Genomic DNA, 24,353 nt, shown 5'->3' on the forward strand with positions numbered 1-24,353 from the left:
CGGCCATGGCCGTCGTCACCATTCGCCAGCTGCTCGACAGCGGCGTCCACTTCGGGCACCAGACCCGCCGGTGGAACCCGAAAGTCAAGCGCTTCATCCTCACCGAGCGCAGCGGCATCCACATCATCGACCTTCAGCAGTCGCTGACGTACATCGACAAGGCGTACGAGTTCGTCAAGGAGACGGTCGCGCACGGCGGCACCGTCCTCTTCGTCGGCACCAAGAAGCAGGCCCAGGAGATCGTCGCGGAGCAGGCGACCCGCGTCGGCCAGCCCTACGTGAACCAGCGCTGGCTCGGTGGCCTCCTCACCAACTTCCAGACGATCTCCAAGCGCCTCGCGCGCATGAAGGAGCTCGAGGAGCTCGACTACGAGACCCCGGCCAGCAGCGGCTTCACCAAGAAGGAACTGCTGATCAAGAAGCGCGAGCTCGACAAGCTCCACAAGTCGCTCGGCGGCATCCGCAACCTGCAGAAGACGCCGTCGGCGATCTGGGTCATCGACGCCAAGCGCGAGCACCTCGCCGTCAACGAGGCCACGAAGCTGGGCATCCCGGTCATCGGCATCCTCGACACGAACGCCGACCCGGACGAGTTCCAGTACCCGATCCCCGGCAACGACGACGCGATCCGCTCGGTCAGCCTGCTGACCCGCATCATCGCGGACGCCGCCGCCGAGGGCCTCATCCAGCGCCACCAGCCGACCGACGAGGCCGCCGACGCGGAGCCCCTCGCGGACTGGGAGCGCGAGCTCCTCGAGCAGGGCGCCGCAGCTGAGGTGGGCGAGGCTGTCGCCGAGGCCGTCGTCGAGGCTGAGGCCGCCGAAGGCATCGAGGTCGTCGAGGTCGACGTGGTCGAGGTCGTCACCGAGACCGCCGAGGGCATCGAGGTCGAGGTCGTCGAGGTCGACGTGGTCGAGGCCGACACGGAAGCCGCCGACACCGAGGCCGACGCGAAGTAATTCGCTCCGCCGAATGAACTCCGCCTCGGCGGGATCGCCCCGGGCTCGGCCCTGAGCGGTCCCGCCGAGGCATCCAACGAACTCACCACAATCTAGGAGCCGCCACACCATGGCAAACTTCACGATCGCTGACATCAAGGCGCTGCGCGACCAGCTCGGCACCGGCATGGTCGACACGAAGAAGGCTCTCGAAGAGGCCGACGGCGACGTCGAGAAGGCCGTCGAGATCCTGCGTCTGAAGGGTGCGAAGGGCAACGCCAAGCGCGCCGACCGTTCCACCAGCGAGGGCCTCGTCGCCGCACGCGAGCAGGACGGCAAGGTCACGCTCATCGAGCTCGCCTGCGAGACCGACTTCGTCGCCAAGAACGACCGCTTCATCGCACTGGCCGACAAGGTCGCCGACGCCGCGGCCGCCGTCGCCGCCGACTCCGTCGAGGCCGCCCTCGCGGCGACCGCGGGCGCGCAGACCGTCGCCCAGCTGATCGACGACGAGGCCGCGATCATCGGCGAGAAGGTCGAACTGCGTCGCGTGCGCACGCTGTCGGGCGACAAGTTCGAGGTGTACCTGCACAAGACCAGCAAGGACCTGCCCCCGCAGGTCGGCGTGGTTCTCGCCTACTCGGGCGACGATGCCGAGACCGCTCGCAGCCTGGCGCAGCACATCTCGTTCGCGAACCCGACGTACCTGACGCGCGACGAGGTCCCCGAGGCCGAGGTCGACAAGGAGCGTGAGATCGTCACCGAGATCTCGCGCAACGAGGGCAAGCCCGAGGCCGCCCTGCCGAAGATCGTCGAAGGACGCGTCAACGCGTTCTTCAAGCAGGTCTCGCTCCTCGACCAGGATTACGCGAAGGACAACAAGCAGTCCGTCGCGCAGGTCGCCAAGGACGCGGGCCTGACCCTGACGGGCTTCGCCCGCTTCAAGGTCGGCGCGTAAGACATCGAGAAGGCCCGCATCGATTCCGGTGCGGGCCTTTTCTCATGCCCTTCGATAGTTTGTCGTCAACGAGAGGATCGTCGTGATCAATGAGACCACCGGGCGCCGCCGCGTCCTCCTGAAGCTGTCGGGTGAGGCCTTCGGCGCGGGCCAGCTGGGCGTCAATCCCGACGTCGTCAGCCAGATCGCCCGCGAGATCGCCGAGGCGGTGGACCGCGTCGAGATCGCGGTCGTCGTCGGAGGCGGCAACTTCTTCCGCGGGGCGGAGCTGAGCCAGCGCGGCATGGACCGCGGCCGGGCCGACTACATGGGCATGCTCGGCACCGTCATGAACGCCCTCGCCCTGCAGGACTTCCTCGAGCAGGCCGGTGCCGCGACCCGCGTGCAGTCTGCGATCTCGATGACGCAGGTCGCCGAACCGTACATTCCGCGCCGCGCCGAACGTCACATGGAGAAGGGCCGCGTCGTCATCTTCGGCGCCGGCGCCGGACTTCCGTACTTCTCGACCGACACGGTCGCCGCCCAGCGTGCGCTCGAGATCGACGCGCAGGAGGTGCTGGTCGCCAAGAACGGCGTCGACGGCGTGTACACCGCCGATCCCAAGACGGATGCCTCGGCCACCCGCATCGACCGCATCACATACCTCGACGCGCTCCAGCGGGGCCTGAAGGTGGTCGACTCCACGGCGTTCAGCCTCTGCATGGACAACAAGATGGACATGCGGGTCTTCGGGATGGAGCCCGCCGGCAACGTGACCCGTGCACTTCTCGGCGAGCCGATCGGCACGCTGGTCACGGCGTGAAACCCCGCCCTGAGTAGACTGAGCAGGTTACATCCACATGAAGGAGACACTGTGATCGCGGACGTCTTGGCCGATGCCGGAGCGCGTATGGACCGCGCCGTCGAGGCTGCGAAGGAGGACTTCGCGACCGTGCGCACGGGACGCGCCAACCCGCAGCTCTTCCAGAAGATCCTGGTGGACTACTACGGCACTCCGACCCCCCTCGCCCAGCTCGCGTCGATCAACAATCCCGAGGCACGCTCGCTGATCATCACGCCCTACGACAAGTCGGCGCTCAAGGCGATCGAGCAGGCCATCCGCGACATCCCGAGCCTGGGCGTCAACCCGACGAACGACGGGAACATCGTCCGCATCACGATGCCCGAGCTCACCCAGGAGCGACGCAAGGAATACGTCAAGCTCGTCCGGTCCAAGGGTGAGGACCACAAGGTCCACCTGCGCGGCATCCGTCGCAAGATCAAGGACGACCTCGACGATCTGAAGAGCGAATCCGGCGAGGATGAGCTGACCCGTGCCGAGAAGGAGCTCGATGCCCTCACGCGCGCGCACGTCGATGTGATCGACGAGGCGCTCAAGCGCAAAGAGGCCGAGCTTCTCGAGGTCTGAGGTCACATGACCGATGCATCGGGTGAAACCTCGGGGGTCGACCGATCACCCCCTGACGTGCCGTTGACGCGGCGCGCGGCGGCCGAGTCGCGTCGCTCCGACGACGACGCGGAGCCCGCCGCCGCGATCCAGGGGCACATCCGCGCGGCCCGCTCCGAGTTCGAGAGCCAGGTCGCGCACGCCCGCGCAGAGTTCGAGGAGGCCAACGAGCGCATCAAGCAGCGCACAGGGCGCGACCTCATCCTGGCGATCCTGATCGGCGTTGCCGCCGGCGCGGTCCTCGTCGGCTCGCTCATCTTCGTGAAGCAGCTGTTCCTCGTGTTCGCCCTGGCCGCGGTCCTCATGGGCGTCTTCGAGTTCACCCGCGCACTGGGCGCCGCCGGTCGACGTGTCGACCTCGTGCCCCAGCTGGTGGCGGCCGCCGTCATCGTGCTGTCCGGCTACTTCCTCGACCTCTGGCTGCACTGGGTCGTCGTCTTCGTCGCGATCGCGATCGTCGTCATCTGGCGGCTCGTGGCGCAGATGGCCTCGCGGGACGGACGGACCTACGGCGCCGTTCTCGGCGACGCACTGATCGCCGGGTTCGTGCAGCTGTACGTCCCGTTCCTGGCGAGCCTGTGCGTCGTGCTCCTGGCGCAGGACGGCGGGGAGTGGTGGGTGCTCGCGTTCATCGCGGTCGTCGTCGCCGCCGACACCGGTGCGTACGCGGCCGGGATCGCCTTCGGCAAGCACCCCATGGCGCCGCGCATCAGTCCCAAGAAGACGTGGGAGGGCTTCGCCGGCGCCGTCGCCGCAGCGGTGCTCGCGGCCGTTCTGCTCGGGATCTTCATGCTCGGCCTCGACTGGTGGATGGGCGTCGTCATCGGCATCGTGATCCTCGGCACGGCGACCGCCGGCGACCTGGGGGAGTCGATGATCAAGCGTGATCTGGGCATCAAGGACATGAGCTCCTGGCTGCCCGGGCACGGCGGCGTGCTGGACCGCCTCGACTCGATCCTGCCCTCTGCCGCCGCTGCCCTCGCCCTCTACTATGTCTTCTCCCCCCTGGTGGCATCATGACGACCGCACCGGCATCCGCGCCGGCGGCTTTCCCCGAGACCCGAGGCCGTGAGAAGGGGTACGACAAGCGCGCCGTCGATGAGTTCCTCGCGCGCGCACGAACGGCTTTCGAAGCGGGTGGCGAACCCCTGACCGCGGGCGACGTCCGCAGGGTCGCGTTCCCGCTCGTGCGGCGCGGCTACGCGATCGCCTCGGTGGATGCTGCGCTCGGCCGCATCGAGGATGCCTTCGCGGCTCGCGAACGAGAGGCGGCCCTGTCGCAGGGAGCTGCCCGAGAATGGGTGGGTCACACGCGCGAGATCGCCCAGGCCGTGCTCGACCGACTCTCGCGCCCGCGGGGTCACCGCTTCGATCGGGTGTCGTCGCTGCGGTACGGCTACCGCATCGACGAGGTCGACCTGGTCTCGGACAAGATCTCCGGCTACCTCGAGACCGGACGCTCCGTCTCTGTGGAGCAGGTGCGCTCCGTCGCGTTCCGGATGCAGCGCGGGGGCTACCGCGAGGCGCAGGTGGATGCCGTGCTCGACGCGGTCGTCGAGGTCATGCTGGCGGTCGCCTGACGTCGACCCGCGACCCTCGGATGGCACATGCAGGCACCCGTCGCTAGACTCGAACAACTGTGACTTCTGGAAACGAGCTGATTCCCACCCGGCGTGCGCGTCGCCAGGATGTATCGACCCTCGCAGATGCACCGGTCTCGGCACCCCGCCGTGCCGCCGCTCCGAAGCCCCGCTGGTCGCGCCGCCGCGGCGTGCTGGGGGTGTTCGCGGCTTTCGCCGCCGTCGGCTTCGTCGCCGCCTACGTCGGCCCCACCGGCCTGGCGCTCAACGAGGCCAACGCCGAGGAGACCGCCCAGATCTCCCTGTACGCCAGCTCGGTCGACGATGTCCAGACCCTCGCGGTGGACGAGGATGCCGAGGCGCCGGCTGCCGTCGACCTCAATCGCGGTGGGTATTCGGTGTACGTCAAGCCCAAGCCGAAGCCGAAGCCCGCACCTGTCGTGGCGCCCGTGCAGGCCTCCGCGTCCCCGTCGGGCGGAGGCTGGTCGCCGCCGTTCGTCAGCCCCGACCCCGGTTCGGCGCAGGCCATCGCCTACGAAATGGTCCTGGCGCGCGGCTGGGGCGATGGCGAGTTCTCGTGCCTCGTGGCGCTGTGGAACAAGGAGTCCGGCTGGCGCGTGAACGCCTACAACGCCTCGAGCGGCGCGTACGGCATCCCGCAGGCGCTTCCCGGAAGCAAGATGGGCAGCGCGGGGGCCGACTGGGAGACGAACCCCGCCACGCAGATCTCGTGGGGTCTCGGCTACATCGGCGGCCGCTACGGCACGCCGTGCGGCGCGTGGGGCCACTCGCAGAGCGTGGGCTGGTACTGACCGCATGCCGCGGTCGAACCGTCGCCGTCCGGACTCGAGCGACGACGACTCGCTGGGGCGCCTCCTCGCGGGCTGGAAGCGCACCGAGGTGCGTCGCGGCACCGAGTGGACGGTGCAGCCGGTGTCCGGCGCCCAGGCGCAGAAGAGTTACGTCTGCCCCGGCTGCGGGCGATCGATCGACGTCGGGGTCGCGCACGTGGTCGCCTGGCGCGCAGACGGTGTGCTCGGCGCCGAGGCCGACCTCGCCGCACGCCGCCACTGGCATCAGCACTGTTGGAGGCTGGCGTGAGCGCCTGCCTCGGAAAGGCCGTCTGAATGGAGATCCGCGGACCGATGCTGCTGCCTGCCCGGCGAGAGGACATCGAGCTCGAGACGCTCGACGGACTGACCCTCGTCGGCGAGCTCGCCCTCCCCGAGGACCGTGACCCCGTCGCGACGCTGGTGACGCTGCATCCGCTTCCCACCGCGGGCGGGTTCATGGACTCGCACATCCTGCGCAAAGCGGCCGGACGTCTCCCCGCTCTCGCCGACCTCGCCGTGCTCCGGTTCAACACGCGCGGCACGACCTCGCCCCGCGGCACCAGTGAAGGTGCGTTCGACGGCGGGCGGGCGGAGGCGTTCGATCTCGCCGCGGCGATGGATTTCGTGCGGGAACGGTCGCTGCCCGACCCCTGGCTCGTCGGGTGGTCCTTCGGCACCGAGCTCGCGCTCAAGTACGGGCGAGACCACGCGGTGGCCGGGGCGGTGCTGCTGTCGCCGCCGCTGCATCGTGCGACCGATGACGAGGTCGCGGCCTGGGCGGGCGACGAGCGTCGCCTGATCGTCCTGGTTCCGGAATTCGACGACTACCTTCGCCCGGATGCCGCGGCCACCCGCTTCGCGAGCGTGCCGGAGGCCGTCGTGATCCCGGTCGAGGGCGGAAAGCACCTCTGGGTGGGGGAGAACCAGACCCGGCGAGTGCTCACCGAGATCGTCGCCGCCGTCAACCCCGACGCCCTTCCCCTGCCTCTGGGGTGGGACGGCCCCGTGCTCGCGGACGCCTGACCGGGCGGCTCAGCGCTCGTTCTGGCGCGGGATCACGACCTGCCGGTAGATGATCAGGATGCTGGCCGCGACGGGGATCGCCACCAGGGCGCCGAGCAGGCCGAGGAGGACGCCGCCGGCCAGCGCGGCGATGACCACGACCGCTCCCGGCACCGAGACCGCACGCCCCATGATGCGCGGTGAGATCACATAGGCCTCGATCTGCATGTAGATCAGGTAGTAGATCGCCGCGATCAGCGCCGTGGTCGGCGAGCCGAGGCCGAGGCACAGCAGCACGATGATCGTCGAGCCCGTCAGGGTGCCGACGAGCGGGATGAGCGAGAAGAAGAACGCGATCACCGCGAGCACGGCCGGGAAGGGGGCCGCGATGATCGAGAGGAAGATGGCGCTCAGCACGCCGTTGATGACACCCAGGCTGAGCTGACCGATGACGTAGTAGCCGACCGAGTCGGTGATCTGCTCGCCCAGATCGATGAACCGTGCGCGCTTGGACGCCGGCACCAGCTGGTAGACCGAGCGCTTGAGGCTCGGCGTCGAGGCGGTGAAGTAGATCGTGAGGATCAGCACGATGAACGCGCCGGCGAATCCGGCGAGGATCGCTCCGCCGATCACGATGAGGCTCTCGCCGATCGAGCCGCCGATGGCACCGTAGTCGATCGAGGCCACCCACTCCTGGATGTAGTCGAAGACCTCGTCGACCTTGAGCAGGGGGAAGTTGTCGGTCATCCAGCCGCGGAGCTCGGTGACCGGATCGAAGCCGCCCTCGACCAGCTCCTGGATCGCCGCGACGAGCTGTCCCACCTGCTGCACGATGATGGGGACCACCATGAGGATGATGCCTGCGAAGGCGGCGAGCACGCCCAGGATCGTGATGAGCACCGCGGCCCACCGCGGCAGCTTGCGACGCTCGAGCCACGCGACGATGGGGTCCAGCCCCAACGACAGGAACAGCGCCGTGCCCACGTAGAGGAGGATCGTCGACAGCGTCTGGATACTCGAGATCAGGACGAGTCCGAGCCCGACGCCCAGCGTCGCGACGAACGCCACCCGGAACGGGTTGTGCACCTTCATGCGATCCTCCCCATCACGCCCGGCCCGCTCGCCGATCGTGTTCCGTCAGGATACGCATTGCTGACGCCCAGGTAGTCGGACACTCCCTCCCGGGCCGCTTTCAGGTGTCTTTCGATAGTCTGAAATGTCGAATCGAAGGTCTGCGCGTCCGGCGCGACCTGTGAAAGGTGTTCTTCGTGCGTTTCGTGTGGGCCGTCGCGGCGTTGGTGCTCGCCGCTCTGATGATCGGGGCAGGCATCGCTCAGCGAACGATCTTCCAGGGACCCACGACAGAGACCGCGGCCATCTCGGTCTCGGAGGAGGCCGCCTATCTCCTCATCGACGGGGAAGTGCTCAACGGCCTCCCCGGCTCCCAGACGCTGCGCGCCCAGGGGGAGGGCGACATCTTCGCCGCCTACGGCCGCACCGCCGACATGGAGGCGTGGCTCTCCGACACCACCTACAACGTCGCGACGCTCGACGGCGAGGGCCAGATCGAGACGGAGCTGGTCGAACCGGAGGCGCCCGCCGATGTCACCGAGGAGGAGGCCGCCGGCGAGACAGCCGACGACGAGGAGGCCGCTCCTCGCAGCCCGATCGGGTCGGATCTCTGGCTCGACGAGTTCCAGCAGAGCGACATCCTGATCGCGCCGTTGCAGCTCCCCGCCGAGATGAGCGTTCTCGTCGCGTCGGACGGCACGGCGGCGGCTCCTGCCAACGTGTCGATCTCCTGGCCGATCGGGAACGGGACCCCGTGGGCCGGTCCGCTCATCGTCGTCGGCGGCATCCTGATGGCCATCGGCGTGTTCCTCTACATCCTCGGCATCCGTCACGCGCGTCGCTCGCGCGGACCTCGCCGGAAGGGTCTCCCGCTTCCCGTGACCGAGCCGATCGATCTCGCCGTGGAAGGCGCTGACAAGGGCGTCATCAGCTCCGGCCCGACCACCCGTCGTTCGGTCACGAGTGGCCGACGGGCGTTCGCCGTGCTGCCGGTGGTCGCCGTCTCAGCGCTGCTGTTCACCGGGTGCTCGCCCGAGTCCTGGCCCGAATTCGGGGCCACCCCCACGCCGACGCCGACGGCGACCGTCATCGCCCCCGAGGGCCAGCAGGCGCCGGCTGTCACGAAGGCACAGGCGGAGCGCATCCTGACCCGGGTGGCCGAGACCGTGGCCGAAGCGGACGAGGCGCGCGACGAGCAGCTCGCCGCGACGCGTCTGGACGGTCCCGTCCTCGCCGCCCGCGCGACCAACTACACGCTCCGCGGCGCCATCGCCGACTACCCCGCGCCGGCGGCCGTGCTCACCAAGCCGCTGAAGCTCGTCCTGCCACAGGCGTACGACGGCTGGCCGCGCTCCGTGATGACGGTCGTGGACGACGAGGAGACCAAGACCTCGAGCATCATGGTGCTCACCCAGGCCGATGCGTGGTCGGACTACAAGCTCTCGTACGTCGCGAACCTCGAGGCATCGACGCTCATGCCCGACCTCGCTCCCGCCTACATCGGCGCGACGCAGGTCCCCCCGGAGTCCGACTTCCTCGTCATGGCGCCGGAGGATGTCGCCGCGGCGTACGCCGACATCATCAACAAGGGCGAGAAGAGCGAGTTCTACGAGATGTTCGAGGCCGAGGGCGACCAGTTCCGCGAGAGCATCGCGGCAGACCGCGATCGTCGACTGGCCGAGTTCAACGAGACCGCCGCGGAGAAGACCGGCAGCTTCACGTTCTCCTCGGGCCCGGGAAAGTACGGGCCGTTCGCCCTCGCAACCGTGGAGAGCGGCGCGATCGTCGCCGTGAACATCCACGAGACCGACAAGGTGACCCCGACCAATCCGGAAGCCGTCATCAAGCTCCCGAACAACCCGACGGTCAACACGCTCGCGGGCGCCGAGCAGTCGCCGACCGGTTTCACCACGACATTCACCGATCAGGTCTTCTTCTACGTCCCCGGCCAGGGGTCGACCGAGAAGATCCGCCTGCTCGGCTATTCCTCCGACATCCTCGACGCGAAGGTGATCAAGTGACCGATTCCGGCTCGGGTGCCGCACTCCGCGGCGCCGTCGATCTCTCGAGTCTGCGCAACCGGCCCGCGCCTGCGGCGCCCGGTGAGGCGCCGACGGCCGCGCCTCCTGTCGCGTCTCTGGTGATGGATGTCACCGACGAGACGTTCCCCCAGGTGCTCGAGCTGTCGCGCACGGTGCCGGTCGTCATCGACCTGTGGGCCGAGTGGTGCGGTCCGTGCAAGCAGCTCAGCCCCGTTCTCGAACGCGTCGTCACCGAGCTCGCCGGACGACTCGTGCTCGCGAAGGTCGACGTCGATGCGAACCCCCAGCTCGCGCAGGCGTTCCGTGCTCAGTCCATCCCGATGGTGGTCGCCCTCGTCGGCGGCCAGCCCGTGCCCCTCTTCAACGGGGCCGTCCCCGAGGCGCAGGTGCGCGAGGTGTTCGCCCAGCTTCTCCAGCTCGCCGCGCAGAACGGCGTGACCGGCTCGGTGGCGGTGGACGCGGATGCCGCTCCCGAGGAGCCCGTCGAACCCCCGCTTCCTCCGCTTCACGCCGAGGCGTTCGAGGCCATCGAGGCCGGCGACTACCCGCGGGCCATCTCGGCCTACGAGAAGGCACTCGCCGAGAACCCGCGGGACGCCGAGGCTCGCGCGGGACTCGGTCAGGTGCGCCTGCTCGACCGCGTCCAGGGCCTCGACCTGCAGGCCGCCCGTGCGGCAGCCGCGGCCGCGCCCACCGACGTGCAGGCGCAGTTCGCCGTCGCCGATCTGGATCTCGCCGGAGGCCACGTCGAGGACGCCTTCGGGCGCATCCTCGAGCTGTTCGCCCAGCTCCCCTCCGAAGAGCGTGCACCGGTCCGCGAACGGCTCCTCGAGCTGTTCACGCTCGTCGGCGATGCCGATCCGCGCGTCCTCCGCGCCCGTGGCCAGCTGGCGTCGCTGCTCTTCTGAGAACGACCGCCCGCTCGACCTCGTCAGCCGCGGCTGGGCGAGGGGATGTGAGCCTCGGGATCGTGACGAAGCCACAGCACGCCCAGTGGCGGCACGACGAGCCGGGCCCGACCGCCGTCGCCCGCGTGGACGACTCCGAGGTTCCCGACGCCTGAGCCGCCGTAGGCCTGCGCATCGGTGTTGAGCACCTCGTGCCAGACCCCCCGTTCGGGCAGATCGAGCTCATAGGACGTCAGCGGCACGCCGGAGAAGTTGCAGATGACCGCCACGGCGTTGCCGTGCCAGTCGCGGCGGGCGAACGCGACGACGTTCGGGTTCCACTGCGGGGCGCCCAGGCGGGTGAACGCGGCGCCGTCGCTGTCACGCGACCAGAGCGCGGAGTGCTCCCGGTAGACGCGATTGAGGGTGGCGACGAAGCCCTGCAGCTCCTGGTGCGACGGCTGCTCGAGGAGCCACCAGTCCAGGGAGCGGCCCTCGGACCACTCCGAGAGCTGGCCGAACTCCTGGCCCATGAACAGCAGCTGCTTGCCCGGGTGGCCCCACATGTAGGCCAGGAACGCCCGCATGTTCGCGAGTTTCTGCCAATGGTCGCCCGGCATCCGCCCGAAGAGGCTGCCCTTGCCGTGCACGACCTCGTCGTGGCTGATCGGCAGCATGAAGTTCTCGCTGAACGCATAGACGAAGGAGAACGAGAGCTCGCCCTCGTGGTGCGCGCGGTACATCGGATCGCGCTTGATGTACTGGAGCGAGTCGTTCATCCAGCCCATGTTCCACTTGAAGCCGAACCCGAGTCCCGCCTGACTCGTGGGCTTGGTCACCCCCGGGAAGCTCGTCGACTCCTCGGCGATCATCGCGATGCCGGGATAGCGCTTGTAGGCCGTGGCGTTGACCTCCTGGAGGAAGCGGATGGCCTCGAGGTTCTCGCGGCCGCCGTGCACGTTCGGAACCCACTCGCCCTCCTCGCGGGAGTAGTCGAGGTAGAGCATCGACGCCACCGCGTCGACCCGGAGTCCGTCGACGTGGAACTCCTCGAACCAGTAGAGGGCGTTCGCCACGAGGAAGTTGCGGACCTCGTTCCGGCCGAAGTCGAAGATGTAGGTGCCCCAGTCGCGGTGCTCGCCGCGGCGCGGGTCGGGGTGCTCGTACAGCGCCTCGCCGTCGAAGCGGGCGAGCGCGAACGCGTCCTTCGGGAAGTGGCCGGGCACCCAGTCCATGATCACGCCGATGTCGGCCTGATGCAGCCGGTCGATGAGATAACGCAGGTCGTCGGGGTGGCCGAATCGGCTGGTGGGCGCGTAGTACCCCGTGACCTGGTAGCCCCACGATCCGCCGAACGGGTGCTCCGCCAGCGGCAGGAACTCGACGTGCGTGAACCCCTGCGCGGTGACGTACTCGACGATCTGGTCGGCGCCGTCGCGGTAGGACAGCCCGGGCCGCCACGAGCCGAAGTGCAGCTCGTACACGGACATGGGCTGTGAGACCGGGGTGGACTTCGCACGGCGCCGCATCCAGTCGTCGTCGCCCCACGAGTGACGGGCCTGGACGACGACGGATGCCGTGGCCGGCGGCACCTCGGCGTAGCGCGCCATCGGATCGGCCTTGGTCACCCAGGCGCCGTGGCGGCTCAGCAGCTCGAACTTGTAGGTCGCTCCCGCCCCGATGCCGGGGACGAAGAGCTCCCACACGCCGGTGCCGCCCATCGAGCGCATGGCGTGGCTCTGCCCGTCCCAGCCGTTGAAGTCCCCGACCAGTCGCACGGCGCCCGCGTTGGGGGCCCAGACGGCGAACGCCGTTCCGGCCACTCCCTCGACTTCGCGCACGTGGGAGCCGAGCACCCGCCAGAGCTCCTCGTGCCGCCCCTCGCCGATCAAGTGGAGGTCGAGCTCCCCGATCGTGGGCGGGAACCGGTAGGGATCGTCCGCGACGTAGTCGGGGCCCTCCGCATAGGTCGTGACGAGCTCGTAGCGGCCGGGTGCGCCCGCACGCGTGCCTTCCCATATGCCGGAGCGCACGTGCTCCAGAGGAACCCGCGTGCCGTCGACGAACACCGCCGAGACGCTCCGGGCCAGCGGGCGCCGCGCGCGGATCGTCCACTCCGAGCGACCCTCACCGTCCGCGCTCGGATGGATGCCCAGGACGCTGTGGGGATCGTGGTGCGCACCGGCGCCGATCGCGTCGAGGACCTGATCGGAAGACGTCATCGCGGCTCCTTGACGTGAAGGATGTGGACGGGTTCGGTGAAGGCGTCGAGCATCACGAAGTTGTGGTCGGACCATGTCCACTGCCCGCCGGTCACCAGATCCTCGACCTCGAAGGGCTCGCCGGGTTCGACGCCCCACACCCGCGTGTCGAGGTGGACCATGGTCTGACGCACGGAATGGGGATCGGTGTTCACGACGACGATGATCGTGTCGCTGCGTCCGGTGGGCGAGAGCGCGCCCGGCAGATGCTTCGCGTAGACGAGGATCGCGTCGTCGTCGCTCCAGTGGATGCTGAGGTTGCGCAGCTGCGAGAGCGCCGGATGCTCCCGCCGGATCTCATTGAGACGCCGAAGATACGGCGCGAGCGAGTCGCCCTGTGCCTCGGCGCCCGCCCAGTCCCGGATCTTGTACTCGTACTTCTCGTTGTCGATGTTCTCTTCCGACCCCGGCCGGGCGACGTTCTCGTACAGCTCGTAGCCCGCGTACACGCCATAGGTCGGAGCCGCCGTGGCGGCGATGGCAGCGCGGATGCGATACGCCGGGCGCCCGCCGAACTGCAGGTACTCCGTGAGGATGTCGGGCGTGTTGACGAACAGGTTCGGCCGAACGAAGTCCGCCGTGTCGTGCGCGAGGCCCGACAGGAACTCCTCGAGCTCGGCCTTCGTGTTGCGCCAGGCGAAGTAGGTGTAGCTCTGCTGGAAGCCGGCGGACGCGAGACTCTGCAGCGGCGCGGGGCGCGTGAACGCCTCGGCGAGGAAGACCACGTCGGGGTGCTCGGCGTTCACGGCTTCGATCAGCCACTCCCAGAACTGCAGCGGCTTGGTGTGGGGGTTGTCGACGCGGAAGATCCGGACGCCCTGGGCGATCCAGTGGCGGACGACCCGCAGCGCCTCGGCGTAGATCCCGGCGGGGTCGTTGTCGAAGTTGACGGGGTAGATGTCCTGGTACTTCTTGGGCGGGTTCTCGGCGAACGCGATGGAGCCGTCGGGCAGCGTGGTGAACCACTCGGGGTGGTCGGCGACCCACGGATGATCGGGCGCTGCCTGCAGCGCGAAGTCCAGCGCGACCTCGACCCCCACGCTTCGCGCGGCCCGCACGAAGGCGCGGAAGTCCGCGAGCGTACCCAGGTCGGGGTGAACGGCATCGTGGCCACCCTCGGCGGCGCCGATCGCCCACGGCGATCCGGGATCTGCCGCACCGGGATCGAGTGTGTTGTTGCGGCCCTTGCGGTTGATGCGCCCGATCGGATGGATCGGCGGGAGGTAGAGGACGTCGAACCCCATCTCGGCGACCGCGGGAAGCCGGCGGGACGCCGTGCGGAAGGTCCCGCTCTTGATCGTGCCGTCCTTGAGGCGCCGAGCGCCCTCCGAGCGGGGGAAGAACTCGTACCAGGCCCCGACGCCGGCCCGCTCGCGCTCGACGAGCAGCTCGAGGTCGTCGCCGACCGTCGTGAGCGACATGACCGGGCGCTCGGAGAAGTACCGGGCGATCTGCGGGTCGCGCACGACCGTCAGCGCCGCCGCATCGTCGACGGCGGGATCGCGCAGCGCCGCGGCCGCGAGGGCGAGGGCATCGCGCTGCGCCTTGGGTCGTCCCTTCTCGGCGCCGGCCCGCTCGAACAGCTGGGCTCCGAGCTCGCGCATGACCGGGGCATCCACCCCCGCTTCGATCTTGAGGTCGGCGGCGTGCTCCCAGGTGGCGAACTCGTCGCCGAACGACTCGAAGCGGAACGTCCACACGCCCTGCTCGAGCACGGCCACACTGGTCTCCCAGCGGTCGAAGCCGTCGTCGAGCGCGGTCAGCCGATGCAGCGACACATCGCCCGACGGCGAGGTGAGGCGCAGCTGGACGCCGATCCGGTCGTGGCCCTCGCGGAACGCGGTGACCCGGAACGGGACCACCTCACCGGCGAAGGCCTTCGGCCGGTAGTCGCCCCACGGCACCGAGGGGTAGGGCTGCGCGAGCGGCAGACGGCGCGATGCCGTCACACGGTCGGGCTGCCACTCGCGGGCATCTCGGACAGGGATGGAGGAGGCGCTGCGCCAGGGGCGGGAGCGCACGGCGCGCGACGTCGTGACCACGTCTCGAACCTACCCCGACGTGCGACGGTACGACAGGCGGCCGCGCCAGGGAGCGCCGCTCACTCCACCCGGAAGAGGTGCATGGACGTGCCGGGCACCGCGACGATCTCGCCGGGGGTGCGGTCGATGCCGGGCTCCTCCGGGTTCTCCGCGGCGCTCGACCACAGCGACACGTAGCGCGTCACTCCCGCGATCTCGGGAAGGGTGACGTCGGTGGGCGCCTCCTCGCCGTGGACGATCAGCAGGATCCTGTTGAACGCCTCGACCTCGGGGGTGGATGCCGCGACATACTGGAGCGTCCGGTGCGACGGGTTCGTCCAGCGCTCGCTCGACATCGTCTCGCCGTGCTCGTCGTACCAGTCCATGACCGAGGCGGACGGCGTGCGCTCGTCGAGTCGCGCGAAGTTGATCGGGCGCAGCGCCGGGTTCTCGTGTCGCAGCCGGATCAGCCGCTGCACATGGGCGAAGAGGTCCTGCTGCCACGGCGCGTGCTCCCACGACAGCCACGTCAGCGGCGAGTCGTGGCAGTACGCGTTGTTGTTGCCGCGCTGGGTGCGGCCGTACTCGTCACCGGCGGTCAGCATGGGCGTGCCCGCCGACAGCAGGAGCGTGCCGAGGAGATTCCGCATCGCCTTCCGGCGGGTGGCGAGGATCCCCTCGTCGTCGGTCGGGCCTTCGGCGCCGTGGTTGAAGGAACGATTCGTGTCGGCGCCGTCGCGATTGTGCTCGCCGTTGCCCAGGTTGTGCTTCACGTCGTACGAGACGAGGTCGCGCAGCGTGAAGCCGTCGTGGGCGGTGACGAAGTTGACGCCGGCGAGGGGCCCGCGCTCGACGGAGAACGTGTTCGCAGACCCGGCCAGCCGCGTCGCGAAGCCCCCGATGCCGACCGGCGCGGTGGACGCGCGGCGGGCGTAGTCGACGTCGCTCAGCCAGAAGTTGCGGACGCGATCGCGGTAGCGGTCGTTCCACTCGGCCCAGCCGCTGCCGAAGTTGCCGGTCTGCCAGCCGCCCATGCCGACGTCCCACGGCTCGGAGATCTTCTTCACTCCGGCCAGGCGCGGATCGTCGACGATCGCACGCAGGAGCGGATGGTCGGGCGTGAACTCGTGCGCGGCATCGCGGCCGAGGGTCGCGGCGAGGTCGAACCGGAAGCCGTCGATCTGGACGTCCTCCGCCCAGTAGCGCAGGGAGTCCAGCACCAGGCGGGCCGCGGCATCCGTCGATGTGTTCACCGAGTTGCCGCAGCCTGTGACATCGATGTAGGCGCCGTCGTCGGTCTGCCGGTAGTACGCCCGGTTGTCGATGCCGCGCAGGCTCGACCGCGGCCCGCCGATGCCCTCTTCGGCGGTGTGGTTGTAGACCACGTCGAGGATCACCTCGAGGCCAGCCTCGTGAAGCAGGCGGACCATGCCCTTGAACTCGCGGAGCACCGCTTCGGGACCCTCCCGGCGTGCCTGCTCGGTCGCGTACGGGGCGTGCGGTGTGAAGAAGTTGAGGGTGTTGTACCCCCAGTAATTCGCCAGCCCGTGCTGGAGAAGGCGCGGCTCGGTCGCGAAAGCGTGCACCGGGAGGAGTTCGATGCTCGTCACCCCGAGGAAGAGGAAGTGCTCGACCATGGCCGGGTGCGCGAGTCCCGCGTACGTGCCGTGCAGCGCCGGCGGGACACCGGGATGCCGCTTCGAGAGGCCCTTGAGATGCCCTTCGTAGATCACGGTCCGATCCATCGGCACCGCGGGCTTGGCCACGCCGCCCCAGTCGAACGAGCCGTCCACCACGACGGAGCGCCAGTCGTCGTAGCCGCCGCGGTCGAGCCCGCGCGAGTACGGCTCGACGAGCAGGGTGCCGCGATTGAAGGTGTTCCCGGGGGCGTGCGGTCCGTCGACGCGCAGGGCGTATCGCGTTCCGGGTCGAAGCAGGGGAGTGGTGACCTCCCAGGCGCCACCGCCGACCGGGGCGAGGGGCGTGGTGTCGGTGATCCAGTCGAGGTCGCTGTGCTCGAACACCACGAGGTCCACCGCGTCGGCGCTCGAGGACCACACCCGCAGCGTGCCGCCGTCCGGACCGAGGGTCACGCCGAGGTCGTCGAAGCGGCTGCTGAGCAGGCCCGCGGGAAGGGTCGTCGCAGCGGACTCGAGACTGGGCATGCGATCTAGAGTAGTAAGACCGTGAGTCCCCAGCGTCACGGGACCCGGTTCCCGCGTCGGTGAGACCGAGACGCAGCGTCGGCGTCGCGGTCGCGCGGAAAGTCGGAGGAGGTGTGCGATGCAGGTATATCTCGATCACGCCGCGACCACACCGCTGCGACGGGAGGCACGGGCCGCGTGGCTGGCCGCCGCGGACGAGGTGGGCAACGCCTCGTCGATCCACGGCTACGGCCAGGGCGCACGGCGACTCCTCGAGGAGGCGCGTGAGCGTCTCGCCGCGGTGCTCGGCTGCGATCCGATCGAAGTCGTCTTCACCTCCGGCGGCACCGAGGCGGTCAACCTCGCAGTGAAGGGGCTCTGGTGGGCGCGCGGCGACGGCGCAGAGGCCATCGTCCTCCCCGACGGCGAGCACCACGCGAGCCTCGACGCCGTCGAGTGGCTCCGCACCAACGAGCACGCCGCCGTGCGTCCCGTCCGCCTCGACGGCGCGGGCGCGATCGACCCGGAGGAGTTCGCGGCAGCGCTGCCCGGCGCCGCCCTGGCCACTGCCCTCGTGGCGAACAACGAAGTCGGCACCGTCAACGATGCCGCCGCGCTCGCGGGAGCCGCGGCATCGGCCGGAGTGCCGCTCCACCTCGACGCCGTGGCCGCGCTCGGTCAGGTCCCCGTCTCGTTCCGCACCTGGCGCGGAGAGGCCGAGGGAAGCGCCGGGCTGTGCGCCCTCAGCGTCTCGGCCCACAAGGTGGGCGGCCCGGCGGGGGTCGGCGGCCTCGTGGTGTCGCGTCGGGCGCGCCTGTCGCCGCTCCTCCACGGCGGTGGGCAGCAGCGCGGACTCCGGCCCGGTACCCAGGACATCGCGGGTGCGGCGGCGTTCGCCGTGGCGGCCGAGCTCGCCGAGGCCGAGCGCGAGACCGAGGCGGAGCGGGTGCGGGCGCTCCGCGACACGCTGGTGCGCGGCATCCTGTCCACGGTCCCCGGTGCGGAGCTGCTGGGCGATCCGGTCGCGCGCATCCCGGGCAACGCCCACCTGCTGTTCGCCGGAGCCTCGGGGGAGACGCTCCTCTTCCTCCTCGATCAGGCCGGTGTCGCGGTGTCGACCGGGTCGGCCTGCCAAGCGGGCATCCCCGAGCCGTCGCACGTGGTGCAGGCGATGGGGCGGACGGATGCCGAGGCCCGCCAGGTGCTGCGATTCACGCTGGGCCGCACCACGACGCCGGACGACGTCGCGACGGTGCTCGGGGTGCTCCCGCCGGCGGTGGAGCGTGCGCGCGCGGCATCCGGGACTCCTTCAGCCGCCCGCTCGTAGACTGGACCCATGCGGATCCTGGCGGCGATGAGCGGTGGCGTGGATTCCGCCGTCGCAGCCGCACGGGCCGTCGAGGCGGGTCACGAGGTCGTCGGCGTGCATCTGGCGCTCTCCCGCGCGGGCGGAACGCTGCGCACCGGCAGCCGCGGCTGCTGCACGATCGAGGATGCGATGGACGCCCGGCGGGCGGCGGACCGCCTCGGTATCCCGTTCTACGTGTGGGACTTCTCCGAGCGCTTCCGCGACGACGTCATCGACGATTTCATCGCCGAGTACCGGGCCGGTCGCACGCCGAACCCGTGCATGCGCTGCAACGAGAAGATCAAGTTCGCCGCGCTGCTGGAGCGCGCGATCGAGCTGGGCTTCGACGCCGTGTGCACCGGTCACTACGCCACGCTGATCGACGGCTCCGAGGGGCTCGAGCTCCACCGGGCATCGGATGCCGCGAAGGACCAGTCGTACGTGCTCGGCGTGCTCACCGCCGCGCAGCTCGCCCACACCTACTTCCCGCTGGGTGCCACGCCGTCCAAGGCGCTCGTGCGCGCCGAGGCGGAGGCCCGCGGACTCACCGTGGCACACAAGCCCGACAGCCACGACATCTGCTTCATCCCCGACGGCGACACCCGAGGCTGGCTCGCCGAGAAGGTGGGCGCCGAGCAGGGCGAGATCCTCGACCGCAGCGGTGCCGTCGTCGGCACCCACGAAGGGGCGCACGCGTTCACGGTCGGACAGCGCCGCGGACTCTCCATCGGGGTGCCGGCGCCCGACGGCAAGCCGCGCTTCGTGCTCGAGGTGCGTCCGGTGTCGAACACCGTGGTCGTCGGTCCGAAGGAGGCCCTCGCCACCGCCGAGATCGCGGGGGAGCGGTACTCCTGGGCCGGGCGTCCGCAGGCCGAGGGGACGTTCGACTGCCACGTGCAGATCCGCGCGCACGCGGATCCGGTGCCGGCGCGGGCGACGCTCGCCGACGGGACCCTGACCGTTGTTCCCGAGACGCCGTTCGACGGCGTCGCGCCGGGTCAGACCGCCGTGCTGTACGAGGGCACGCGGGTGATCGGCCAGTTCACGATCGACCGCACCGTGTCGGCCGTGCCGGTCTCGGCCTGACCGAGTCCGCTCGGCCCAACCGCAGCGGTCTCGGCCACGGCCGCACCGGCCGAGGACAGGGGATCCGCCGGTATCAGGACGATTCGCGCCGGAGCGTCCTGAGTCGGGCAGATCTCCTGAGCCGGGCAGATCACCGCAGCGGGTGATCTCGGCGCAGCCAGATCCCCCTGCGGAGTCCCGCGGCGCGCAGGAGCCTGCGTCGGAGGCCGTCCCTAGACTGGCCGGGTGGCCAGCGACACGATCGACCCCCGTCCCGACCCGCAGAGCACCGCCGAGCTCGAGGCACTGAGCCTCGACGACGCGCGAGACGAGGCTCAGCGCCTCACCGAGCGCATCCTCGCCGCTCGCGACGCGTACTACGGCGACGACGCCGAGATCATCGACGATGCGACGTACGACGGCTGGATGCACCGTCTCGAGGCGATCGAGCGCCTGCATCCCGAGGTGCAGGGCCAGGATTCACCCACCCTGAGCGTCGGGTCGGCCGAGAGCTCACTGTTCGCCCCGGTCGAGCATGCGGAGCGGATGCTGAGCCTCGACAATGTGTTCAGCGACGAGGAGTTCCTCGCCTGGGCAGCCAAGGTCGAGCGCGATGCCGGCCGCCCGGTGCACTATCTGTGCGAGCTGAAGATCGATGGCCTGGCGCTATCGCTCCGCTACGAGCGCGGCCGACTGACCACGGCCGCGACCCGCGGCGACGGCCGGGTCGGCGAAGACGTCACCGAGAACGTGCGCAAGCTGGCGGGCATCCCGCACACGCTGGCCGGCACGGGCCACCCCGCGCTCGTCGAGGTGCGCGGAGAGGTGTTCTTCGACGTCGCCGACTTCGAGTCGCTCAACGCCTTCCAGCAGGAGCAGGGCGACAGGCTGTTCGCGAATCCGCGGAACGCGGCATCCGGTTCCCTCCGTCAGAAGAGCGAGGGGAAGAACGAGAAGCAGCTGCGCGCGATGCACGAGCGGCTCTCCCGGCTCCGCATGACCGTCCACGGGATCGGCGCCTGGGGCGACCCGCCGGTCGGCTCCCAGAGCGAGATGTACGGGCTGCTGAAGTCGTGGGGCCTGCCGACGAGTGCGTACTTCACGGTGGTCGACTCCGCGCAGGGCGCCGACGAGTTCATCCGCCATTACGGCGAGCACCGCCACGATGTCGAGCACGAGATCGACGGGATCGTCGTCAAGGTCGACGAGCTCGCGCTGCACGACGAGCTCGGCGCGACCAGCCGCGCGCCCCGCTGGGCGATCGCCTACAAGTACCCTCCCGAGCAGGTCAACACGAAGCTGCTCGACATCGTCGTGTCGGTCGGCCGCACCGGGCGCGCGACGCCGTTCGCCGTCATGGAACCCGCGAAGGTGGCAGGGTCCGTCGTGCGACAGGCGACGCTGCACAACCAGGACGTCGTGAAGGCGAAGGGCGTGCTGATCGGCGACACGGTGGTGCTGCGCAAGGCCGGCGACGTCATCCCCGAGGTGCTCGGGCCCGTGGTCGAGCTGCGCGACGGCAGTGAGCGGGCCTTCGTCATGCCCGCCGACTGCCCGGAGTGCGGCTCGCGCCTCGCACCCTCGAAGGAAGGCGACATCGATCTGCGGTGCCCGAACGCCCGGTCGTGCCCCGCGCAGGTGCGGGGTCGGGTGGAGCACATCGGGTCGCGCGGTGCCCTCGACATCGAGGGACTCGGCGAAGTGTCCGCGGCCGCGCTCACCCAGCCGGTTCGGCCCGAGGTTCCGCCGCTCGTCACGGAGGCCGCGCTGTTCGACCTGCGGCCGGAAGACCTCTTCCAGATCGACGTCGTCGTGCGCGACGCCGAAACAGGCCTGCCGCGACTGCTCGAAGACGGAACGCCCGACACCCGGTCGCCGTTCCGGCGCCAGCGGAAGAAGACGGACCCCGCTTTCGACCCCGACGGCGCGTTCGACGGCGACGCGGGCGCGATCCTGGCCTCAGCGGCGATGGCCCTGCTCGCCAACCTCGAGCGTGCGAAGACCAAGGAGCTGTGGCGCTTCCTGGTCGCGCTGAACGTCCGCCATGTCGGGCCGGTGGCCGCGCGCGCCCTCGCGCAGTGGTTCGGCTCCGTCGGGGCGATCCGCGCCGCCGGCCGGGACGAACTGGCCGCGGTCGAGGGGGTCGGCGGGATCATCGCCGACTCGCTGACGGACTGGTTCGAGGTCGACTGGCACCGCGAGATCGTCGACCGGTGGGCCGCCGCCGGCGCGCAGCTCGCCACCCCGGGTCACCCCGGTCCTGGCGCGGCTGCGGTCGAGGGCGGTGTGCTCGACGGACTGACCGTCGTCGCCACCGGCAGCCTCGAGGGCTACTCCCGCGAAGGCGCCCAGGAGGCCATCCTCAAAGCGGGCGGCAAGGCGGCGTCGAGCGTGTCGAAGAAGACGGACTTCGTGGCGGCGGGCCCGGGCGCCGGGTCGAAGCTGGCGAAGGCGGAGGAGCTCGGTGTGCGCATCCTCGATGCGGCGCAGTTCCACGTGCTCGTGACCGAGGGTCCGGCCGCGCTCGACGCCGCCGCGACCGACGCGGGATGAGCGGGCGATGGCGCACTGGCTCTACCGGATCGTGCCCACGCGGCCGGAGATGGTCACGGATGCGACGCCGGACGAGGAGCGGATCGTCGGCGAGCACGTCCGCTACCTGCTGGCGTTGAAGGAGCGCGGCATCCTGATCATCGCTGGACGCACGCAGGAGTCCGTCGGCACGTTCGGGCTCACCGTCTTCGAAGCAGACGACGAGGCCAGGGCTCGGGAGGTGATGGAGCAGGATCCGGGCGTCCGGGCGGGGCTCTTCGCCGCCTCCCTTCACCCGTATGCGGTGACGGTCGCTCGCGACGGGCTCGAGGACCGATGAGTCAGGCGCGGCGGGTGACCGTCTGCTCTCCGACGACGCATCCTTCGTGACCGGCGCGGTGATTCCGGTCGACGGCGGACGCGCTGCGCGCGGCGACGACCCCGAGGAGCGATCGCGCGCTACGCGCCCGACGTGAGGGTGAGCAGCCGGTCGCGCACCTGACGGCGCAGGACCTTGCCGATCAGAGACTTCGGGAGCTCGTCGACCACGAAGATGCGGCGGGGCACCTTGTAAGGGGTGAGGATGCCGCGCACGTACTCGCGCACCGCCTCGACGTCGACGTCCACGCCCGGGGCGACGACGACGGCGGCTACGACCTCTTCACCGGAGTGATCGCTCGGAAGGCCGACCACGGCCGCGTCGTCGATCTGCGGATGCTGGCGCAGGGCGATCTCGACCTCGGTCGGAGCGACGTTGAAACCGCCCGTGATGATGAGCTCCTTGATGCGGTCGACGATCCGGACGAAACCCGCCTCGTCGATCGTCACGATGTCGCCGGTGCGGAACCAGCCGTCGGTGAAGACCGCCTCGGTCTCCTCGGGCTTGCCGTAGTAGCCGCTGAACACCTGCGGGCCGCGGACGACCAGCTCGCCGCGCTCACCGCGCGGCACGTCGGTCGTCGGGTCGTCGGGATCGACGACACGGCACTCGGTTCCCGGCAGCGGGAGGCCCACCGTGCCCGGCACGCGGCTGTCGGCGACGGGGTTGGCCATCAGCACGGGGGAGCACTCGCTCAGGCCGTAGCCCTCGACCAGGTAACCCTCGGAGGCGGCCTCGAACGGCACGACCAGTTCGTGCGGCAGGGCCATCGCCCCGGAGATGGCGACCTCGGTGCCGGCGAGCGATATGCCCTTCTCCTGCGCGGCCTTGAGGAGCCGGTCCGCGATCGGCGGGACGAGCGGGAGGAAGGTGGCGGGATGCTTCTTCGTCACCTCGAGGACCATATCGGGGTCGAACCGGGGGAAGAGCACGAGTCGCGCACCCATCGACATGGCGAACGTCAGGCACAGCGTCAGTCCGTACGCATGGAACATCGGGAGCACCGCGTAGACGACGCAGCCGTCGCCGCGGACGATCGAGGGCACCCACGCCCGCGCCTGTGCGGCGTTGGAGAGCAGGTTGCGGTGGGTGAGCGAGGCGCCCTTCGGCGTGCCGGTCGTGCCGCTGGTGTACTGGATGAGCGCCAGGTCGTCGGTCGCGGGCTTCGGATGGGTCGACGGAAGCGGCGTGGAGCGCACGATGTCGTCCCACGACAGTGCGCCGCTCACCCGCTCGGTCAGAGCCGCGCGACCTTCGCGGGCTTTGGCGATCGGCAGGCGCAGGGCGAGCCGCGTGGCGAACGGCATCGCCGACGTGATGTCGACGGAGATCACCGAGGAGACCGCGAGGTCGGCGGGGAACTCCTGGACGGTCTTCACGACCTTCGACCAGACGATGGCGTGCTTCGCCCCGTGGTCCTCGAACTGCTTGCGCAGCTCCCGCGGGGTGTAGAGCGGGTTGTGCTCGACGACAACGGCGCCCAGGCGCAGGATCGCGTAGAAGGCGACGATGTGCTGCGGGCAGTTGGGGAGCACGATGGCGACCGGATCGCCGGCGCGGACGCCGAGGTCGCGCAGGCCCGCGGCGGCACGGTCGATCTGCTCCTGCATCGAGCGGTACGAGGTGGTGCGTCCGAAGAACTGGAGGGCCGGGGCATCCGGATAGTCCGTCGCCGACGCCGCCACGATGTCGATGAGCGATCCGCTCACGGGGGCGAGGTCTTCGGGCACCCCGGCGGCATAGCTGGCGATCCACGGGCGAGGCGGGTCATACGTCGTCGTCACCCGCTCAGCCTACGCCCGGCCCCTCGGCCGCCACGGGTGGCCCCCGCGCCACGATTAGACT

20 protein-coding genes are annotated in these 24,353 nt (G+C 70.0%); 15 read left to right on the plus strand and 5 right to left on the minus strand.

Annotation, left to right across the window (positions count from 1 at the left end; genetic code table 11):
• Window positions 1-5: 5 nt before the first annotated feature.
• The 9 genes from rpsB (at window position 6) to SOM19_RS08565 (ending at window position 6,779) form a co-directional block, all read left to right on the plus strand.
• Window positions 6-959, plus strand: coding sequence for a 30S ribosomal protein S2 (gene rpsB / locus SOM19_RS08525; protein ID WP_320486098.1), 954 nt, complete (start codon window positions 6-8; stop codon window positions 957-959).
• A gap of 109 nt (window positions 960-1,068) precedes the next feature.
• The gene (gene tsf, locus SOM19_RS08530; RefSeq protein ID WP_320486099.1) at window positions 1,069-1,896 is read left to right on the plus strand and encodes a translation elongation factor Ts; all 828 of its coding nucleotides are present in this window, start codon (window positions 1,069-1,071) and stop codon (window positions 1,894-1,896) included.
• Between the two features lie 82 nt (window positions 1,897-1,978).
• A complete protein-coding gene (gene pyrH / locus SOM19_RS08535; protein ID WP_320486100.1) occupies window positions 1,979-2,698 on the plus strand; it encodes a UMP kinase in 720 nt (239 codons plus the stop codon).
• Between the two features lie 51 nt (window positions 2,699-2,749).
• On the plus strand, window positions 2,750-3,304 hold the full coding sequence (gene frr / locus SOM19_RS08540; RefSeq protein WP_320486101.1) for a ribosome recycling factor: 555 nt from the start codon (window positions 2,750-2,752) through the stop codon (window positions 3,302-3,304).
• 6 nt (window positions 3,305-3,310) lie between these two features.
• On the plus strand, window positions 3,311-4,363 hold the full coding sequence (locus SOM19_RS08545; protein ID WP_320486102.1) for a phosphatidate cytidylyltransferase: 1,053 nt from the start codon (window positions 3,311-3,313) through the stop codon (window positions 4,361-4,363).
• Window positions 4,360-4,923, plus strand: a complete 564-nt coding sequence (locus SOM19_RS08550) for a DivIVA domain-containing protein (RefSeq protein ID WP_320486103.1) — start codon at window positions 4,360-4,362, stop codon at window positions 4,921-4,923. Before SOM19_RS08545 ends, SOM19_RS08550 begins: the two co-directional genes overlap by 4 nt.
• Window positions 4,924-4,982: 59 nt before the next feature.
• On the plus strand, window positions 4,983-5,735 hold the full coding sequence (locus tag SOM19_RS08555) for an aggregation-promoting factor C-terminal-like domain-containing protein (protein ID WP_320486104.1): 753 nt from the start codon (window positions 4,983-4,985) through the stop codon (window positions 5,733-5,735).
• A gap of 4 nt (window positions 5,736-5,739) precedes the next feature.
• Window positions 5,740-6,024: an Rv1322 family protein gene (locus SOM19_RS08560; RefSeq protein ID WP_320486105.1), complete on the plus strand. Its 285-nt coding sequence runs from the start codon at window positions 5,740-5,742 to the stop codon at window positions 6,022-6,024.
• A gap of 26 nt (window positions 6,025-6,050) precedes the next feature.
• Entirely contained in the window at window positions 6,051-6,779 is a 729-nt protein-coding gene (locus SOM19_RS08565) for an alpha/beta hydrolase (protein ID WP_320486106.1), read from the plus strand.
• A 9-nt stretch (window positions 6,780-6,788) separates the two neighbouring features.
• On the opposite strand, the gene SOM19_RS08570 is transcribed toward SOM19_RS08565, so the two are convergent.
• Entirely contained in the window at window positions 6,789-7,850 is a 1,062-nt protein-coding gene (locus tag SOM19_RS08570; RefSeq protein ID WP_320486107.1) for an AI-2E family transporter, read from the minus strand.
• A 176-nt stretch (window positions 7,851-8,026) separates the two neighbouring features.
• Between SOM19_RS08570 and SOM19_RS08575 the strand changes: the two genes are divergently transcribed.
• Complete coding sequence (locus tag SOM19_RS08575) at window positions 8,027-9,850, plus strand: DUF8094 domain-containing protein (RefSeq protein ID WP_320486108.1); 1,824 nt, start codon at window positions 8,027-8,029, stop codon at window positions 9,848-9,850.
• A complete protein-coding gene (locus tag SOM19_RS08580) occupies window positions 9,847-10,779 on the plus strand; it encodes a tetratricopeptide repeat protein (RefSeq protein ID WP_320486109.1) in 933 nt (310 codons plus the stop codon). Before SOM19_RS08575 ends, SOM19_RS08580 begins: the two co-directional genes overlap by 4 nt.
• Before the next feature lie 23 nt (window positions 10,780-10,802).
• Here SOM19_RS08580 and glgB read toward each other — a convergent pair whose 3' ends face one another.
• The 3 genes from glgB to glgX form a co-directional block, all read right to left on the minus strand.
• Entirely contained in the window at window positions 10,803-12,980 is a 2,178-nt protein-coding gene (glgB, locus tag SOM19_RS08585) for a 1,4-alpha-glucan branching protein GlgB (RefSeq protein WP_320486110.1), read from the minus strand.
• Complete coding sequence (locus tag SOM19_RS08590) at window positions 12,977-14,968, minus strand: maltotransferase domain-containing protein (protein WP_491715922.1); 1,992 nt, start codon at window positions 14,966-14,968, stop codon at window positions 12,977-12,979. The genes glgB and SOM19_RS08590 overlap by 4 nt, the downstream gene beginning before the upstream one ends.
• A 152-nt stretch (window positions 14,969-15,120) precedes the next feature.
• Complete coding sequence (gene glgX, locus SOM19_RS08595; RefSeq protein ID WP_320486111.1) at window positions 15,121-17,205, minus strand: glycogen debranching protein GlgX; 2,085 nt, start codon at window positions 17,203-17,205, stop codon at window positions 15,121-15,123.
• A gap of 118 nt (window positions 17,206-17,323) precedes the next feature.
• Between glgX and SOM19_RS08600 the strand changes: the two genes are divergently transcribed.
• The 4 genes from SOM19_RS08600 to SOM19_RS08615 all read left to right on the plus strand — a co-directional run bounded on the left by SOM19_RS08600 (window position 17,324) and on the right by SOM19_RS08615 (window position 22,469).
• Entirely contained in the window at window positions 17,324-18,511 is a 1,188-nt protein-coding gene (locus SOM19_RS08600; RefSeq protein ID WP_320486112.1) for a cysteine desulfurase family protein, read from the plus strand.
• Between the two features lie 9 nt (window positions 18,512-18,520).
• A complete protein-coding gene (gene mnmA / locus SOM19_RS08605; protein ID WP_320486113.1) occupies window positions 18,521-19,618 on the plus strand; it encodes a tRNA 2-thiouridine(34) synthase MnmA in 1,098 nt (365 codons plus the stop codon).
• A 240-nt stretch (window positions 19,619-19,858) separates the two neighbouring features.
• Window positions 19,859-22,150, plus strand: coding sequence for an NAD-dependent DNA ligase LigA (gene ligA / locus SOM19_RS08610; RefSeq protein ID WP_320486697.1), 2,292 nt, complete (start codon window positions 19,859-19,861; stop codon window positions 22,148-22,150).
• Window positions 22,151-22,157: 7 nt separating this feature from the next.
• Complete coding sequence (locus tag SOM19_RS08615) at window positions 22,158-22,469, plus strand: YciI family protein (protein WP_491715921.1); 312 nt, start codon at window positions 22,158-22,160, stop codon at window positions 22,467-22,469.
• A gap of 119 nt (window positions 22,470-22,588) precedes the next feature.
• On the opposite strand, the gene SOM19_RS08625 is transcribed toward SOM19_RS08615, so the two are convergent.
• Window positions 22,589-24,292 carry a long-chain-fatty-acid--CoA ligase gene (locus tag SOM19_RS08625; protein ID WP_320486114.1) on the minus strand — a complete coding sequence of 568 codons (1,704 nt, stop codon included), beginning with the start codon at window positions 24,290-24,292 and terminating at the stop codon, window positions 22,589-22,591.
• Window positions 24,293-24,353 lie beyond the last annotated feature (61 nt).

The organism is Microbacterium sp. CFBP9034 (assembly GCF_034045255.1).
Lineage (GTDB): Bacteria > Actinomycetota > Actinomycetes > Actinomycetales > Microbacteriaceae > Microbacterium.